This is a genomic window from Amycolatopsis sp. NPDC051372 (assembly GCF_040682095.1).
In the GTDB taxonomy this organism is placed as follows: Bacteria; Actinomycetota; Actinomycetes; order Mycobacteriales; family Pseudonocardiaceae; genus Amycolatopsis.
On record NZ_JBFBAF010000017.1, the window covers coordinates 166,929 to 183,233 of the forward strand.

Annotated in this window: 18 protein-coding genes; 4 read left to right on the plus strand and 14 right to left on the minus strand. The window is 72.6% G+C overall.

Annotation, left to right across the window (positions count from 1 at the left end; genetic code table 11):
* Window positions 1-117: 117 nt before the first annotated feature.
* Complete coding sequence (locus AB0M56_RS25770) at window positions 118-438, minus strand: hypothetical protein (RefSeq protein ID WP_364180099.1); 321 nt, start codon at window positions 436-438, stop codon at window positions 118-120.
* 365 nt (window positions 439-803) lie between these two features.
* Between AB0M56_RS25770 and AB0M56_RS25775 the strand changes: the two genes are divergently transcribed.
* Window positions 804-1,883, plus strand: coding sequence for a GDSL-type esterase/lipase family protein (locus AB0M56_RS25775; RefSeq protein ID WP_364180097.1), 1,080 nt, complete (start codon window positions 804-806; stop codon window positions 1,881-1,883).
* A gap of 9 nt (window positions 1,884-1,892) precedes the next feature.
* Here AB0M56_RS25775 and AB0M56_RS25780 read toward each other — a convergent pair whose 3' ends face one another.
* From AB0M56_RS25780 to AB0M56_RS25795, 4 genes are all read right to left on the minus strand, one after another.
* Window positions 1,893-2,192, minus strand: a complete 300-nt coding sequence (locus tag AB0M56_RS25780; RefSeq protein ID WP_360601482.1) for a hypothetical protein — start codon at window positions 2,190-2,192, stop codon at window positions 1,893-1,895.
* Window positions 2,179-2,406: a hypothetical protein gene (locus AB0M56_RS25785; RefSeq protein WP_360601484.1), complete on the minus strand. Its 228-nt coding sequence runs from the start codon at window positions 2,404-2,406 to the stop codon at window positions 2,179-2,181. Before AB0M56_RS25785 ends, AB0M56_RS25780 begins: the two co-directional genes overlap by 14 nt.
* Window positions 2,407-2,411: 5 nt before the next feature.
* On the minus strand, window positions 2,412-3,482 hold the full coding sequence (locus AB0M56_RS25790) for a class I SAM-dependent methyltransferase (RefSeq protein WP_364180096.1): 1,071 nt from the start codon (window positions 3,480-3,482) through the stop codon (window positions 2,412-2,414).
* A gap of 395 nt (window positions 3,483-3,877) precedes the next feature.
* Complete coding sequence (locus AB0M56_RS25795) at window positions 3,878-4,150, minus strand: hypothetical protein (protein ID WP_364180094.1); 273 nt, start codon at window positions 4,148-4,150, stop codon at window positions 3,878-3,880.
* Between the two features lie 68 nt (window positions 4,151-4,218).
* Here AB0M56_RS25795 and AB0M56_RS25800 point away from each other — a divergent pair, with 68 nt between their 5' ends.
* On the plus strand, window positions 4,219-4,488 hold the full coding sequence (locus AB0M56_RS25800) for a hypothetical protein (protein ID WP_364180092.1): 270 nt from the start codon (window positions 4,219-4,221) through the stop codon (window positions 4,486-4,488).
* 30 nt (window positions 4,489-4,518) lie between these two features.
* A complete protein-coding gene (locus tag AB0M56_RS25805) occupies window positions 4,519-5,256 on the plus strand; it encodes a hypothetical protein (RefSeq protein ID WP_364180090.1) in 738 nt (245 codons plus the stop codon).
* A gap of 46 nt (window positions 5,257-5,302) precedes the next feature.
* On the opposite strand, the gene AB0M56_RS25810 is transcribed toward AB0M56_RS25805, so the two are convergent.
* From AB0M56_RS25810 to AB0M56_RS25825, 4 genes are read right to left on the minus strand one after another with little or no spacing between them, the layout of a single operon-like run.
* On the minus strand, window positions 5,303-5,755 hold the full coding sequence (locus tag AB0M56_RS25810) for an Lrp/AsnC family transcriptional regulator (protein WP_009078207.1): 453 nt from the start codon (window positions 5,753-5,755) through the stop codon (window positions 5,303-5,305).
* Entirely contained in the window at window positions 5,752-6,894 is a 1,143-nt protein-coding gene (locus tag AB0M56_RS25815; protein ID WP_364180088.1) for a Xaa-Pro peptidase family protein, read from the minus strand. The genes AB0M56_RS25810 and AB0M56_RS25815 overlap by 4 nt, the downstream gene beginning before the upstream one ends.
* A gap of 36 nt (window positions 6,895-6,930) precedes the next feature.
* Window positions 6,931-7,542, minus strand: coding sequence for a CPBP family intramembrane glutamic endopeptidase (locus tag AB0M56_RS25820; RefSeq protein WP_364180086.1), 612 nt, complete (start codon window positions 7,540-7,542; stop codon window positions 6,931-6,933).
* Window positions 7,542-8,429 (minus strand): NAD(P)H-binding protein, encoded by an 888-nt coding sequence (locus tag AB0M56_RS25825; RefSeq protein ID WP_364180084.1) that lies wholly within the window; start codon window positions 8,427-8,429, stop codon window positions 7,542-7,544. The genes AB0M56_RS25820 and AB0M56_RS25825 overlap by 1 nt, the downstream gene beginning before the upstream one ends.
* Before the next feature lie 111 nt (window positions 8,430-8,540).
* Here AB0M56_RS25825 and AB0M56_RS25830 point away from each other — a divergent pair, with 111 nt between their 5' ends.
* Window positions 8,541-9,491: a 5'-3' exonuclease gene (locus AB0M56_RS25830; RefSeq protein ID WP_364180082.1), complete on the plus strand. Its 951-nt coding sequence runs from the start codon at window positions 8,541-8,543 to the stop codon at window positions 9,489-9,491.
* Window positions 9,492-9,498: 7 nt separating this feature from the next.
* Here the strand turns inward: AB0M56_RS25830 and AB0M56_RS25835 are convergent, their stop codons facing one another.
* From AB0M56_RS25835 to AB0M56_RS25855, 5 genes are all read right to left on the minus strand, one after another.
* Window positions 9,499-10,716, minus strand: a complete 1,218-nt coding sequence (locus AB0M56_RS25835; protein WP_364180080.1) for a GNAT family N-acetyltransferase — start codon at window positions 10,714-10,716, stop codon at window positions 9,499-9,501.
* 54 nt (window positions 10,717-10,770) lie between these two features.
* Window positions 10,771-11,163 carry a DUF4333 domain-containing protein gene (locus tag AB0M56_RS25840; protein WP_364180078.1) on the minus strand — a complete coding sequence of 131 codons (393 nt, stop codon included), beginning with the start codon at window positions 11,161-11,163 and terminating at the stop codon, window positions 10,771-10,773.
* A gap of 45 nt (window positions 11,164-11,208) precedes the next feature.
* The gene (locus tag AB0M56_RS25845; RefSeq protein ID WP_364180076.1) at window positions 11,209-12,411 is read right to left on the minus strand and encodes a GNAT family N-acetyltransferase; all 1,203 of its coding nucleotides are present in this window, start codon (window positions 12,409-12,411) and stop codon (window positions 11,209-11,211) included.
* Between the two features lie 80 nt (window positions 12,412-12,491).
* Window positions 12,492-13,343: a DUF4333 domain-containing protein gene (locus tag AB0M56_RS25850; protein WP_364180074.1), complete on the minus strand. Its 852-nt coding sequence runs from the start codon at window positions 13,341-13,343 to the stop codon at window positions 12,492-12,494.
* A gap of 187 nt (window positions 13,344-13,530) precedes the next feature.
* Window positions 13,531-16,296 (minus strand): DEAD/DEAH box helicase, encoded by a 2,766-nt coding sequence (locus AB0M56_RS25855; protein WP_364180072.1) that lies wholly within the window; start codon window positions 16,294-16,296, stop codon window positions 13,531-13,533.
* Between the last annotated feature and the right edge of the window lie 9 nt (window positions 16,297-16,305).

Here is a 16,305-nt window from a genome sequence, read left to right on the forward strand (position 1 = left end):
CGGAGCGGCCACGAGCCCCGGCGCACCGAGCGCTACGCGTGGCGGACCGCGTGCAGGGCGGCTCGTCGCCAGGCCGCCGCCGTCATCGGGGCCACGAGCGGGCGGGCGCCCGGACCGTCATCGGGTACAGGTCGGCCGCGGGGTGCAGGAGATGCCGAGGTCGCGCAGCATGTCGGCGGTGTCGCCGGCGGAGTGGACGAGGTTGAGCAGCGCGTAGCGGCCGAGTTCGGTGCGTAGCCGCCCCGGTTCGCGCGCGGCGGGGTCGCCGGGGCCGACGAGCTCGGTGAGGCGGACCGGCACGGGCAGGTCCGCGAGCGGGCCCTGGTCCCCGGCGGGGGCGACGACCAGCAGCAGCGAGTCGGCGCAGTGGTCGGCGATGCGACGCACCTGGGGGGTGGCCGTGTTCCATTGGAAGTACCACAGCGCCCGCAGGGTCACCGGGTGAGCGGCACTCGGCGGGCGCCGACGACGCGGAAGCCTTTCTCGGCCAGCCAGTCCATTGTGGACGTGATTCGGCGGGCGGCGATCGCGTCGGGTTTGACCAGCAGCAGCCCGTGGGCGCTCGCGAAGCGCCCGACGTCGCCGGTGAGGGCGCGCAGGGGTTCGAGCGACTCCTGGAAGCAGGTGTCGGCCGCGTACCGGGGCGCGCTTGTCCGCGTCGCGGGTCAAGGCCTCGTGCGGCCGCTGTCCGTCCTTCTCGTGCCCGTTCACGGCATCCGCTCCCTTCCGGGTGGTGACCGATGTCCCAGCGCGGGACCGGGGAAAACCCCAGACCCGGGCGCGCTCGCTAGACTCGGGCGGCGATGCGTCGATTCCGGTGGTGGTGGGGAGCCCTGGTCCTCGCCTGCGTGGCTGTGCTCGCGAGCTTCTTCGTGTTCTCCGGCCCCGGGCTCAAGCCCGGCCAGCCGCTGCCGCGCAAAGGTCCGCCCGGCACGGGCCCGCTGACGGTGGTGGCGATCGGCGACAGCACCGTGTCCGGCGAGGGCGCCGGCGACTACACCCCCGACACCGACGGCCGCAACGGCGATTGGTGCCATCGCTCGGCCAACGCCTTCGTGCAGAAGGTTCGCATTCCGGACGTCACGGCGCGGGTGAACCTGGCGTGTTCGGGCGCGCCGGCGGAGCAGGTGTCGCTGGGCGGGGTGAAGCAGTGGGGCGAGCGGTCGCAGGCGCAGCAGCTGGCCGCGGTGGTGAAGAACCACCGGGTGTCCGCCGTGGTGATCGCGATCGGCGCCAACGACGACCCGAAGTTCTCCACGCAGGTGTCCGAGTGCTTCAAGGCCTGGTTCTCGGTGAGCGCGCCGTCGTGCAACCTGGCGCTGCAGAAGACGTGGCAGTCCAAAGTGGACGCGATGGTGCCGAAGGTGGTCAACGCAGTCGGCGATGTGAAGAAGGTCCTGGCCCAGGCGGGTTACGTGCCGGCCGACTACCAGCTCGTGCTGCAGTCCTACGCCGCGCCGGTCGCCACAGACGTTCCGCCGGGGTTGCAGAACCTCGACGGCTGCCCGTTTCACACCGACGACCTGCAGTGGATCTCGACCACGGGCATCACCACGCTCTCGGCGGGCCTGAAGCAGGCCGCCGTGCAGTCCGGCGCGCGGTTCCTGGACCTGGCGCGCGCGGGTGAGCACCACGAGGCGTGCAGTGGCGGCGCGAACCCGGCTTCGGAGTGGTTCACGCGCCTGACGCTGCACCTGAGTGATCTGGGCCAGGCGGACCGGGCGCAGCACGCGCTGCAGGAGTCGTTCCACCCCAACGCCGCGGGGCACGCCGCGATCGCCGACTGCCTCTCGGAGTTCCTCGCCGGGCGCGAGGGCAACGCCACGTGCCTGTCCGGGCCTGACGGCAAGCTCCACGCCGTGCCCGAGGTCGCCAACCGCTGAGCGGCGGCCCTAGAGGTCGAGCGCGGCCCGCAGTGCGACGTCGATCTGTTCCTGCACTTCCTGGTCGATCTCGGCGATGCGCTCGTCGAACCACGGCCGGTACAGCCGGGTCAGGTTGAGCGTGGACACCCAGTACCGCGCGTCGATCGCGACGCCCAGGATGTCCTGCGGGTCGCGGTCGAGCAGTTCGGTGCCGAGCAGCCAGGGCCGCTCGGACTCGTTCACCCCGTCCGACGACAGGAGCACCACGGTGCGTTCCCGGGCCGGTTCGGTCGGGGGATGGTACGTCCAGACTTCACCCCTGCGCACGCATGTCCTTTTCCGCCGCCGTCCGTTCCACCTCGTCCGCCTCGGCCGCCGGCGCGGTCGGCGCCTGCTGCGGGGTGTAGCCCGTGCGCACCGCCTCCCGCCGGGCCGCCTTGGACAACCAGGACGAGACCGAGATCCCGTGCGCTTTCGCAGCTCGTTCGGCGAACTCGAGCGCACCACTGTCGAGAGAAAGGGTGACCTTACGTGTTGCCATACCTTTTATCGTACCAGCGGTCGGGCTTGGAGGCGCCACAGCGATGTCACCTCCCCGGCACGGGCGGCGTGAAAAGGGTCTTCGGTGGCAGCCGCCTTCGGGTGCCGCGGTGTCGTGTCGATGCGGCCGGCTACGCGTAGGCCGGCGGCGCTGACGAGGTCCACGAGTTCGGCGCGGGTTCGGAGTCCGACGCGCTCGGCCAGGTCCGAGAGGACGAGCCAGCCTTCCCCGCCGGGTTCGAGATGGGCGGTCAGGCCGGTGAGGAAACCCCGCAGCATGCGGCTGTCGGGATCATAGACGCCTTTCTCCAGGTCGGACACCGGATGCGCGGGCAGCCACGGCGGGTTGCAGACCACGAGATCGGCTCGCCCCTCCGGGTACAGGCAGGGTTCGGGCACCTGGATCCGGGCGGTGAGGCCCAGCCGGGTGGCGTTGTCGCGGGCGCACGCGAGGGCACGCGGATTGCTGTCGGTGGCCGTGACGCGGGCGATGCCGCGGCGCGCCAGCACGGCGGCGAGGACCCCGGTACCCGTGCCGAGGTCGAACGCGGTGCGCGTCAGTGCGGGCAGGGGTGTCTGGGCCACGAGGTCGACGTACTCGCTTCGGGTCGGTGTGAACACCCCATAGTGGGGATGGACGCGGGCGCCGAGAGCCGGGACGAAGACGCCGCGCTCGCGCCATTGGTGCGCACCCAGCACGCCGAGCAGCTCACGCAGGGCGAGCACACCAGGGCCGGTCGCGGCCCCGTACGCCTGGCGGCACGCCTTCCGGACGTCCGGAGCGCGCCGCACGTCGAGGCGGTGCTCGGCGTCCACGGCGACGAGCAGCTGCCCCAGTACGCGGGCGCGGTTCCGGCGCGCCCGGCGATGCTCGCGGAAAGCCTCGGCCGGGTCGGCGACGGGGTGCGGGGTTCGCCGGTCCAGCCGGCGGCCCATGGCCGCCAGCAGCCGGCGGGCCTGGGGGAAGTCACCACGCCACAGCAGGGCCACGCCGGAACGGGCCAGGTCGCAGGCGGTGGCGGCACTGCAGCGGTCGTCGACGGGGACGAGTCGCGACGGGGGCGGGAACGGGGGCATCTCGGGCTCCTCGTGATCGGACGTGCGGGTACACGGCGAGCACTTCGGGGCGCGAGCGAGGAACCCCTGGACCAGGCCGGGGGATCGAGACGTGGGAAAGGTCCGGCTATCGCCTCGGCGCCGAAGTGCGCGAGGAGTGATCGCCGAGCACCATGCCGAGTGTCACGAGAAGCCTTTCGGAGAGCCGATACGCGGGGCCGCAGCATGGCACCTGTGCACTCGTGACCGCCACCGGATTTCGGCCGTTCGGAACAGCGGTGGTGAACCCACCGCAACACGAGCGACGCACGACTCCTCAGCCCGCGGCCCAGGCCACCCACAGCGGTGGTTCCCGCCGGGCTGTTCCCTGCGGCTCCGAAAATGATCTTAGGCTCCGCCGCGGAGGGTTTTCGCGATCACAGGGGGTTCGAGACCATGGAAACGCGAACGGCAAGGATTCGCTCCGCCCGGATTTCCGCGGCGGTTTTCGCTCTGACCATCGCTTCGGCGGCAGTGGCCGTACCGGCGGCGCTCGCGGACCCCATCCCGGGATTCGACTTCGATCCGGTGAAGCTGACGCAGCGGATGGACCAGTGCACCAGCCGGCAGGTGGACGACGGCTTCCTGCTCATGGGCTGGATCAACGTCAGCTCCGGCGAGAAGCGGCAGTGGCGGTGCAGCTCGCTCAAGCACATGCTCGAGGACCCGCGCCCGGGCGGGGAGCAGCACGATCCCTACTCGGATCCCGGAAGGGTTCATGCGGTGCGCCGACCGCACGGTGAGCTACGGATTTCCGAGGCCCGCGTCGGGTCCGGGCAACAAGCAGAACATCCTGCAGTTCCGAGGCACGGAGCAGCGCGCCCACGTGGTCTACAACGAGGTCACCGGCGACATCGCCACGATCTACACCGAGCCGGCCCAGGACAACTGGCACGACTGCGCCTACTGGGCGCCGGGTGCCGCGGTGCGGCCCGGGCCGGCTCCGGAAGTCGCCCGATCCGGTGTGGCGGTACTCGCCGGCCGGTGAGCGGGTTCGCGGCCTGCCATGCTGGCGCGGATGACGGACACGGGATACGCGCGGCTGCGGCTGGAGGTACGGGTCGACGAGGTCGACGGGGTCCGGACGCCGCAGGTCGTACCGCTGGTGGACGGGCGGATCCTCGGGCTCGACCTGGTCGCGCACGCGGTGCGCGGTGACTACGGCCGGGGAATTGATCCGGATGTGCTGCTCGGGCGGCGCAGCCCGCTGCGTCCACCCGACGTGGGCCTGGAGCTGTTCGACGAGCGGCCGCGGGCGCCGCTGTGGCGGGGCTCGCGGGCCGAGGATCCGGTGGCGATCTCCGTGCTGGTCGAGCGGGAGAACGCGGGCTGGGGCGCGCCGCACGACGCGGTGGTGTGGGCGGACTGGCAGGTCCGGCGGTGGGAGGGGCTGACGCCGCCGGAGGTGGTGCGGTTCGATCCCGGGCAGTACTTCGAGGAGCTGATCCGCGCGGACGTCGACCGGTGGTGGGAGGACGTGCCGAGGCGGGTGGCGCGGCACGTGGTGTCGGTGCTGGACGACCGGCCCGGGGTGCTCGGGCAGTGGGGGTTCGGGTTGCTCGGCGGGCGGGGCTGGACGATCGGGGCCGACGGCGAAGTGGAGATGTCCGTCGTCGGCCCCGGGGGCCGGCACTACCTCCAGTTCGGCTGCGATCCCCAGGGTGATCCCGATGCCGAGGCCGGCCGGATCCTCGACCGGCTCGGCGACACGCACCCCGAACGGTTGCCGGCGACGGTGCGCTCGACCGTGCTGTAGCGGCGGGTGGTGCTCTCCTCACGGGAAAGCCACCACCCGCCGGAAGTCACAACGTCGGCGAACGCCCTTCGAACGGCGTCGACAGCACCACCGTCGTCCGAGTCGACACCTTCGCCGCCTCCCGGATCCGCCGCAGCAGATCCTCCAGCCCCAGCGGCGAAGCGACGCGCACCAGCAGGATGTACGACTCGTCCCCCGCGACCGAGTAGCAGGACTCGATCTCCGTGATGTGCTGGATGCGTTGCGGGTAGTCGTCGGGGGCGGCCGGGTCGTTGGGGGTCAGCGAGATCAGCGCGGTGAGCGGGAGGCCGATCTGCTCGCCGTCGAGACGGGCGGTGTAGCCGAGGATCACGCCGCGCTGCTCCAGCCTCCGCACGCGCTGGTGCACGGCCGACACCGACAGGCCCACGCGTTCGGCGAGGTCGGTGAAGCTGCGCCGGCCGTCGGCGGCGAGCTCCTGCACGATGGCCTGGTCGAGCGGCTCGAGGGGGCCGCTCATGCTTCGAGCACGACGAGGTCGTGCGGCCGGGTGTTCACGGCCTCGACGCCGGTCTCGGTGACCACGACGATGTCCTCGATGCGGGCGCCCCAGCGGCCCGGCTGGTAGATGCCCGGCTCGACGCTGAACGCCATGCCCGGCTCCAGCGGCAGCGTGTTGCCCGCGATGATGTAGGGCTCCTCGTGCACGTCGAGGCCGATGCCGTGGCCGGTGCGGTGGATGAAGAACTCGCCGAAGCCCGCGGCGTCGATCACGTCGCGCGCGGCGGCGTCGATGGACTCGGCCGTGGCGCCGGGGCGCACGGCGTCGACCGCGGCCTGCTGGGCCTGCTGCAGCACGGCGTAGGTCGGGGCGACGTCGGCGTCGCGCGGTTCGCCGACGGCGTAGGTGCGGGTGGAGTCGGAGTTGTAGCCCTCGGGCAGCGGGCCGCCGATGTCGACGACGACCACGTCGCCGCGCTCGATCACGCGATCGGAGACGTCGTGGTGGGGGCTGGCACCGTTGGGGCCGGAGCCGACGATCACGAAGTCGGCCACCGTGTGGCCCTCCTCGACGATGGCGGCGGCGATGTCGGCGCCCACCTCAGCCTCGGTGCGCCCGGCGCGCAGCCACTCGCCCACGCGGGCGTGCACGCGGTCGATGGCGGCACCCGCGGCGCGCAGCGCGGCGATCTCGGCAGCGTCCTTGCGCATCCGCAGCTCGCGCACGACGGGACCGGCCAGGATCTGCTCGGCGTCACCGAGGGCGGTGCGCAGGGCGAGCACGTGCAGGGCCGGGGTGAAGTCGCTGACGGCGACGCGGCGGGCCTTGCCGAGCCGGTCGGCCACCAGCCGGTAGGCGTCGTCGCCGTCGACCCACGTGAGGACCTCGACGCCGAGCTCGGCGGTGGGCACGTCGGCGTAGCCGGGGGCCTCCAGCTTGGGCACGACGAGCGCGGGCACGCCGTCGGCGGGCACCACGAGCGTGGTGAGGCGCTCGAAGGAGCCGCCCGCCTGGCCGAGCAGGTAGCGCAGGTCGGAGCCGGGGGCGATGAGCAGGGCGTCGGTGTCCGCGGCGGCGGCCGCTTTCGCTGCGCGGTCGAGGCGGGCGCGGAGCGCGGCGGCGTCCGGGGCGGGCGTGTGGAGGGATCGGCGCGACATGCGGCTGAGCCTAGTACCGGCGCGCGGAGGGGCCCGTCACCCGGGCGGGGCCGGAGTTTCGAACAGCGGCGGCAACGCCGTGAGCATCAACGAGGACCAGACCACATGGGTCAGCATCGGCGCCTGAATGCCGCCCGTGGCACGCCGTTGCAGCCCGAACAGCGTCCCCATCACGATCGACGCCAGCACGAGGGCCGGGTTGCGAGTGGCCACGGTGGACAGTGCGTAGACCGCCGTCGAGGTCGCCACCGGCGCGCGCGTCACCGAGCCTTGCAGGGCGCCGCGGAAGAAGACTTCCTCGGCGGCGCCGGTGATCAGCGTCGTCGCGTAGACGGCCGGACCCGAACCGCGATCGGCGTAGGCGAGCACCCCCGCGATCGCCCGTGACAACGGCGGGATGCGGCGGGCCACCAGCGCACAGCCGTAGAACACGCCGAACGCGCCGACGGCGACCGCCACGGGCCCCGCGACGGGGTGGCGCGAGGTGCCGCGCGGCGGTGGTCCCGCGGCGAGCCCGCCCGCGGCCCAGGTGGCGGCGACGGCTCCCGTGCGCCCGTGGAAGCGGGCTGAACCGGGAGGCGTGGAGAGCGACCGGCCGAGCAATCCGGTACCGGCCGCGGTGACCAGCCCGAGCAGCGAGCGCCGCATCACGCCGCCCGCGCGCGTTCGGCCAGCGCCGCCAGGGCCGCGGAGTCGTAGTCCATGGGTTCGAACGGTACGACGTCGCGGATCGCGGGGTCGCGCACGACCACCTCGTTGGCCATGGAGTCGATGAGCGTGCGGCCGGTGGCCACGTCGACGTCGGTCACCAGCGCGAGCCAGTACGACGAGAGCCGCGGCGAGAGCAGCGGCACGGGCACGATCAGCGGCCTGCGGCCCTCGATCCGCGCCAGCCGCCTCAGCATGTCCAGGTAGGCCAGCTGTTCGCTGCCGCCGATCTCGAACGTCCGGCCTTCCGCGGCCTGCGAGTCGAGCACGCCTACGAGGTAGCGCACGACGTCGGCGATCGCGATCGGCTGGGCGCGGGTGGCGGCCCAGCGCGGGGTGACCATCGCGGGCAGGTGCTCCACGAGCTGGCGGGTGATCTCCCACGAGATGCCGCCGTGGCCGATCACGATGCCGGCGCGCAGCACGGTCACGGGCACACCGGTGCCGGCGAGCAGGTACTCGACTTGGCGGCGGCTGCGCAGGTGGGCGGACAGGTCGTCGGAGTCGTCGCCGAGGCCGCCGAGGTAGACGATGCGGCCGGTCCCGGCGGTGCGCGCGGCGAGGGCGAACGCGCGGGCCGCCGCGGAGTCGCGGCGTTCGAAGTCACGAGCGTCGAGGGCGTGCACGAGGTAGTAGGCGGCGTCGGTGCCCCGCAACGCCATCTCGAGCGAGCGGGAGTCCTCGACGTCGCCGTGCACCGCGGTGCCCGCGCCCGTGTAGGCGGCCGGGTTGCGGGTCATCGCGCGCACGTCGTGCCCGTCGGCGGCCAGTGCCTCGGCGACGCGGCTCCCGACGAAACCGGACGCCCCGGTGACCAGTACGCGCACTCCCACTCCCCTTTCCCACGGTGTCGATCAGGGGTACCCGGGACGGGGCGGTGGAAACCGGGCGGCGCGTCAGGCGCGGTACTGCGCGGGCAGACGTGGCAGGCTGGGCGCGTGACCGGACCACTCGCCCTCCTCGACTCCGCGAGCCTGTACTTCCGCTCGTACTACGCGCTGCCCGACTCGATGACCGCGCCCGACGGGACGCCGGTCAACGCCGTGCGCGGGTTCACCGACACGCTGGCGCGCATCCTCACCGACCGACGCCCGTCGCGGCTGGTGGCGTGCCTGGACGCGGACTGGCGGCCGAAGTTCCGCACCGACCTGCTGCCCAGTTACAAGGCACACAGGGTCGCGGTGCCGGGGCACGGCGAGGGCGAGGCCGACGTGGAGGAGGTGCCCGACACGCTCACGCCGCAGGTGCCGGTGATCCTCGACGTGCTGGCCGCGTTCGGGTTCGCCACGGCCGAGGCGGCGGGCTACGAGGCCGACGACGTGATCGGCGCGCTGGCCACCCACGAGCAGGACGCGCCGGTCGAGGTCATCACCGGCGATCGCGACCTGTTCCAGCTCGTGCGCGCGACGCCGACGCCGACCTCGGTCGTGTACGTGGGCAAGGGCTGGGCGAAGGCCGAGGTGCTGGGGCAGGCCGAGATCGCCGAGCGCTACGGCGTGCCGGCCGGCCACGCGGGTCCGGCCTACGCCGACATGTCCGCGTTGCGGGGTGACCCGTCCGACGGGCTGCCCGGCGTGGCCGGTATCGGCGAGAAGACCGCGGCGAAGCTCATCACGCAGTTCGGGTCGCTGGAGGAGCTGATCTCGGCCTCGCAGTCGGGCGACTCGCGGTTGCCGCTGAAGACCCGGCTGCGGCTCAAGGACGCGGCCGACTACCTCGCCGTGGCCCCCACTGTGGTGCGGGTCGCCGTCGACGCGCCGGTGGTGCAGTCCGGGCCGGACGCCGTGCCGACGAGCCCCGCGGACCCGGACCGGGTCGCGGAGCTGGCCGAGCAGTGGAACCTGGGCCGCTCGGTCGAACGGCTCCTGGCGGCGCTGCCGAAGGCGTGAGCGCGGCTCAGAAGTACGTGCCGCACCACGGCCGCGTGTCGGTGGCGAACAGGGTGTCGGCACGGCCGAGCGCCGCCGGGTCGACCGCGGTGATCCGGCCGGCTTGCGCGAGCGTCGAGGCGCGCCACTCGCCGAGGTAGAGCATGGCGAGGCTGTCGGCGTCGAGGCGCACGTCCGCGTCGGCGTCGGTGCGTTCGGCGCCGTCGGGGCCGACGCGGTAGCGGCCGCGGTTGGCCGGCAGCAGCCGATCGTCCACTTCGAACACGACGGGTTCGCCCGAGCCGTAGGTGCGAGCGGCGAGCGCGCCGGCGACGTCGACCAGCCGCAGCCACAGGTCGTCTTCCACCTCGGTGGTGCGGGCACGGCGCGGGTCGGCGAGCAGCACGGAGAGGGGTTCGTCGAGCGGGCGGAAGCGGGAGCTCACGGTGGCGACGAGGTCGATCGAGAGCAGGAACCGCCACAGCGCGGCGATCGCCTCCGGGTTCGTGCCGTGCAGGTCGCGGACCTCCAGCAGCGGGCCGCGTTCGGGTTCGGCGGCGGTGGACTGGTCCACGCTCTTGAACATCGCGAACGCGTCGTCCTCACCGTTCGGTCCGGTGTGGACAGCCACGCGGTACCCGTCTTCGCGGCTGAGGCGGCGGTTGAGGGCGATGGGCCACCAGACGTCGGGGCGGGCGATCATGCCCGGCCGGTGCAGCCCGATCCGTTGGTACAGCGCGGGAAGCTGCGCGCGGGCCTCCTCGGTGTCGAGCAACCGGACGGCGCCACCGGCCTCGGCGCCTTCGCGCAGCCGCGCGGGGTGGTCGACGCGGACGGTGGCGCCGGAGGTGGCGATGCCGTAGCCGAAGCGGCCGTAGATCACAGCTTCGCTGGCGTGCAGGCACGCGAGCGTGGTGCCGCGTTCGGCGAGGTCGTTGAGCTGCGCGCTCATCAACGCGGTGACGACGCCGCGGCGGGTCCAGTCGGCGCGCACGCCGACACCGTCGACCGCCGTCGCGGGCAGGAGCGCGCCGCCGGGGACGGCGATCGTGGTGTCGAAACCGCTGGTGATCCCGATCGGACGGTCGTCGGCGAACGCGGCGAACTTGCCGGGCGCGGCCCAGGAATCGCCGATCTGCGCCCACGCCTCGTCCGAGAGCAGGGGGCTGTGCAGTGCTTGCCCGAGCAGGTCCAAGGTGGGCCGGCGCTCGTCGTCGGTGATCGGGCGTACCACGAAGTCGGTCATGCCGCGATCCAACCAAGCCCGCGGCGCGGGTGCCACGCGTTTTCCCCCGGCGCGCTACTTCGGGGCGTCGACGCGGTAGTCGCCCGCGGTGCCGGTGACCGTGATGGGCACGTGTTTCTCCTCGCCCGCGAGGTCGACCACGCACTGGAACGTGGAGCCGTCGGTCACGGCTTGGCGGTCGGGGCAGCTGACCTCGCCGACGCCGTCGAGCTTGTAGGTGTCGGCGAGGATCTTGGCGACGGCGGCGTCCATGGCTTTCGCGTCGAACACGCGCCCGGGCCCGGTGGCCGACGCCGGCGTCGCGCCCGCCGACGTCTCTGCAGGCGTGGTGGCGGAGGGCGTGACCGTGACGGTCTTGACGGACGTCACCGGGTCGGCTTTGGTCGAACAGCCGGTGGCGAGCAGCATTCCCAGGCCGCACAGACCCAGCACCAGCACGGCGCGCATTCCCGCTCCTGTCCCCCGATGCCCGTTACGGGCCCCTGGTCACGGTCAGAAGAAAGTACCGCACCAGGACGCGCGGCGCGTGCCGAACAAGGTGTCCACGTGCGACACCGCGGCGTCGTCCAGGACTTCGACACGGCCGGTGTCGGCCAGGGCCGAGGCGTGCCACGCTCCGAAGTAGAGCATCGCGAGCGAGGTGACGTCGAGGCGCAGGGCGGGGGCGGCGTCGGTGCGTTCGGCGCCGTCGGGGCTGATGCGGTAGCGACCGTCGTTGGCGGGCAACAGCGGGTCGGTCACTTCGAGGACGACCGGTTCGGCCTCGCCGTAGGTGCGGGCGGCGAGTGCGGCGGGCGCGTCGATCACGCGCAGCCACGTTTCGTCCTCGACGGCCTTGACCTTCACCGCGCGCGGGTCGGTGAAGAGCAGTTCGACGGGTTCGTCCACGGGGCGGGCGATCACGGAGATGTCGTCGACGAGGTCCACCGACAGCAGGAACCGCCACAGGCCGGCGAACGCGGCGGGGTTGGTGTAGTGGAACTCGAAGACCGTGAGTTTCTGCCGGTCGCCCTCGCCGCGTTCGACGTGGTAGACGAGGTAGCCGTCGACGCCGTCCGGGCCGCGGTGCACCGCGGTCTCGACGGGGCTGTCCGAGCGGCGGGCCTGGTTCTCGTTCATGGGCCAGTAGTGCGCGGGCCGCGTGATCATGCCGGGCCGGGCGGTGCCGGTGGCGGCGTAGAGGTCGGGCCAGTGCAGCAGGGTCTGCTCGAGGCTGAACACGCTGACCTCGCCGCCGGACGGTGCTTCCGGGCGCAGCCGCGCGTGGCGGCGGTCGACGACGAGGTTGCGGCTGAGGGTCGCGACGCCGTAGCCGTACCGGCCGTAGATCGCGCCTTCGGTGGCGTGCAGGGACGCCAGCACCACGTCGCGTTCGGCGAAGTCCTGCAGCTGCGCGGCCTGCAGGGCGCTGAGCACGCCGCGGCGGGTGCGGCCGGCGCGCACGCCGACGCCGGTCACGGCCGCGAGGGGCACGCGCGCGCCGCCGGGGAGGACGACCTCGTGGTCGGCGGCTCGCACGGTGCCGATCAGCTCCGGGTCGAACGCGGCGAACACGCGCGACTCCTGCAGAGCCTCGCCGATCCGCTCCCACTCCTCGTCGCTGCCGGCCTTGACGTGCAGCGCGGACCGGAACAGGTTCCAGGCCGCGCGCTGCTCGTCGGCGGAGGACAGGAGTCGTACGGTGTGGTCGCTCATGCCGCGATCATCCTGTGGCCAGCGGGGTGCGGGCCACCGATTTACCCGGCTTCACTTTTCAGAGTGGATCACCGCGGTGATCATGGGGCGGCAGGCGGCGAGACCTCGTAGTTGCCGTCGCTGCCCTTGACGGTGATCGGCACCTGCTGCGGCTTGCCGTTGATGGTCGCGGTGCACTCGAACTTTGCACCGTCCTCGACCTTCTGCTCGGCCGGGCAGGTGACGCCGGTGACGCCTTCGATCTTGTAGGTGTCGGTGAGCAGCTTCGCGACGTCGGTCTGCATCTGGGTGTTGTTGAAGACCTCGGTCTTGAAGAAGCCGGGGGCGACGAACCCGAGGATCGCGACCACGGCCACCACCACGATGAGCGCGCCGATGCCGATGAACAGGCCGCGCTTCGACTTCGGTTCGTCACCGGTGTCGCCGACGGTCTGCGTGAGGGCGGTCGCCTGGCCGTAGTCGTACTGGTTGCCGGCGGGCTGGCCGTAGGGCTGCTGAGCCTGCGGGCCGGTCTGCGGCTGGCCGTACAGCGGCTGCTGCTGCGGGCCGCTCTGCGGGTACCCGCCGCCGGGCTGCTGCCCGTACTGCTGGGGCGGCTGCTGCCGGTTCGGGTCGTAGGGCTGGCCGTACTGCTGCGGGAGCGGCTGCTGGCCCCACTGCGGTTGCTGCGGCGACTGCGGTGGCTGCTGCTGGGGGTAGCCGCCGGGCTGCTGGCCGTACTGGGGCTGCTGCTGCGGCTGGACCCACTGCGTCGGCTGCGAGTCGTAGGGCTGCTGGGGCTGCTGGCCGTACTGCTGCGGGTTGTAGGGCTGCTGTTGCTGCTCCTGCGGCCCGCTCGGCGGGTAGGCGCCGCCCGGCTGTTGCCCGTATTGCGGCTGCTGCCCGTACTGGGGCTGCTGCTGCGGGTCGTTGCCGCCATACGGCGTGCTCATCGTTCGCCTCCGCCTTGATTGCCTGTGGCAGTGACCTCCTCGGGAGGAGTCGCTGCCCACGGTGTCGAGCGCGATCCAACCACAGGTCGGGGCCGAGCACACGCGTCCACGCGCACCCTGTCCGAGCGGTGACCTCGACCTGCCCGCGAACGCCCTGCGGCCGAGGCGCGCGCTTCCGGCAAAACAGTCATGCCCCGCCGGCCGCGACGACGCCGCGGCGCAGTGCGCGCACGGCTTCCGCGGCGGCGGCGCCGACCGGGTCGGCTTTGCCGAGGACGTCGCGGATCTGGTCGAGCAGGTCGATCACCTGGCGTGACCAGCGGACGAAGTCGCCGGCGGACAGTTCCTGGCCGTTGGTCTCGGCGGCGGTGAGGACCTTCTCGAGCGATTCGCCGCGGGCCCACCGGTAGACCGGCCACGCGAAACCGGCGTCGGGTTCGCGGGTGCGGTCGAGGTGGTGGCGGCGTTCGTCCTCGGTGAGGTCGACCCACAGCTTGGTGGTCTCTTCCCAGGCCTTGGGCACGGAGCCGCCGGGCAGGCGCGGCTCCCCCGCCATATCGCGGCGGGCCTCGAACACGAGCGTGGACACGACGGCGGCGAGCTCGGCCGCGCCGAGGCCTTCCCACACGCCATGGCGGATGCACTCGGCGGCCAGCAGGTCGGACTCGCTGTAGAGACGCGCGAGGCGGTGGCCGTGTTCGGTGACGCGGTCCTCGCCGGTGCCGGGGCCGAGGTAGCCGCGTTCGCCGAGCAGCGCGAGGATCCGGTCGAACGCGCGGGCCAGCGAGTGGGTGGTCGCGGCGACCTTGCGTTCGAGCTGCTCGGTCTCGGCCTGCAGGCGCTGGTAACGCTCGACCCAGCGCAGGTTGGCCTCGCGTTCGGCCAGACCGTGGCAGGGGTGGGCGCGCAGGGCGCGCTGCAGGGCGTTGAGCTCCGCATCGTCGCCCTGGCTCGTGCGGCGCCGCTGGCGCCCGGGCAGGGAGATGCCGGAGTCGCGCAGGGCCGACGCGATGTCGCGGCGGGTCTTGGGTGAGCGCAGTTCGACGTGCTTGGGCAGGCGGATGCGGCCGAGGGGCTCGACCGGGGCCGGGAAGTCGGCGACCGAAAGCGGCCCGGACCAGCGGTCCTCGGTGACGACCACGGGCCGCGGCTCGCGGATCGGATCCAGGCCCGGGTCGACGACCACGGCCAGCCCGGCGCGGCGCCCGGCGGGCACGGCGATGACGTCGCCCTTGCGCAGCTTCTCCAGCGATTCCGCGGTGCCGGCGCGGCGGGTGGCGGTGTTCTGCCGGGAGAGCGTCTTCTCGCGGGCGGAGATCTTGGCGCGCAGCTCGACGTATTCGAGCATCTCGTCGAACTCGCCGGTCACCGCGCGGGCGTAGCCGACGAGGGCTTCCTTGTTGCGGTCGATGCGCCGCGAGGTGCCGACCACGGACCGGTCGGCCTGGAACTGGGCGAACGACTGTTCCAGCAGCTCGCGCGCGGAGTCTGCGCCGACCTGGGCGACGAGGTTGACGGCCATGTTGTAGCCGGGCCGGAACGACGAGCGCAGCGGATACGTACGCGTGGAGGCGAGGCCGGCGACCTGCTTCGGGTCGACGCCGGGCTGCCACGCGACGACGGCGTGGCCCTCGACGTCGATACCGCGGCGCCCGGCGCGGCCGGTCAGCTGCGTGTACTCGCCCGGGGTGAGGTCGACGTGGGCTTCGCCGTTGTACTTGACCAGCCGTTCCAGCACCACAGTGCGCGCGGGCATGTTGATACCCAGCGCGAGGGTCTCGGTGGCGAACACGGCCTTGACCAGGCCGCGCAGGAACAGTTCCTCGACGGTCTCCTTGAACGCGGGCAGCAGGCCCGCGTGGTGGCCGGCGAAGCCGCGTTCCAGCGCTTCGCGCCATTCCCAGAAACCGAGGACGCTCAGGTCGCCCTCGGGCAGGTCGGCGGTGCGCTCGGCGACGATGCGGCGGATCTCCTCGACCTGCTCGGGCCCGTTGAGCCGCAGGCCGGAGCGCACGCACTGCGCGACGGCGGCGTCGCAGCCGGCGCGGGAGAAGATGAACACGATCGCGGGCAGCAGCCCGGCCGTGTCGAGGCGCTCCACGACGTCGACGCGTGAGGGCGGGCGGAACCGTTGCGGGCGGGGTGCGCCGCGGCGGCCTCCGCGGTTGCCGCGCATCGAGGCGGGGGCGAAGCGGCCGAGCTCTTCGGCGCGGCGCAGCAGGCCGGGGTTGATGCTCAGCTCGGCGTTCGGGTCGCCTTCGTCCTGGCCGGCGAACAGGTCCATCAGGCGGTTGCCGATGAGCATGTGCTGCCACAGCGGCACGGGCCGGTGCTCGTCGACGACGACGGTGGTGTCGCCGCGGACCTCGACGAGCCATTCGCCGAACTCCTCGGCGTTGCTCACGGTGGCCGAGAGCCCGACGACGCGGACGTGTTCGGGCAGGTGGAGGATCACTTCCTCCCACACGGCGCCGCGGAAGCGGTCGGCGAGGTAGTGGACCTCGTCCATCACGACGTAGCCGAGCTCGGGGATGGCGGAGCTGCCGGCGTAGAGCATGTTGCGCAGCACCTCGGTGGTCATCACGACCACCTGCGCGTTGCCGTTGATGGAGGTGTCGCCGGTGAGCAGGCCGACGGCGTCGCTGCCGTAGTGGGCTACGAGGTCGGCGTACTTCTGGTTGGACAGCGCCTTGATGGGCGTCGTGTAGAAGCATTTACGGCCCTCGGCGAGTGCCAGGTGCACGGCGAACTCGCCGACCACGGTCTTGCCGGCGCCGGTGGGTGCGCACACGAGCACGCCGTGGCCGTCTTCGAGAGCCTCGCAGCCGCGGACCTGGAAGTCGTCGAACTCGAACGACACCTCGCCGGCGAAACGCGTCAGCTGCGGGTATTTGGCGCGGCGGCGTGAGACCGCGTAGGCCTCGGCCGGGGAAGGTGAAGGGCTAGTGGCCACCCCGTCAGG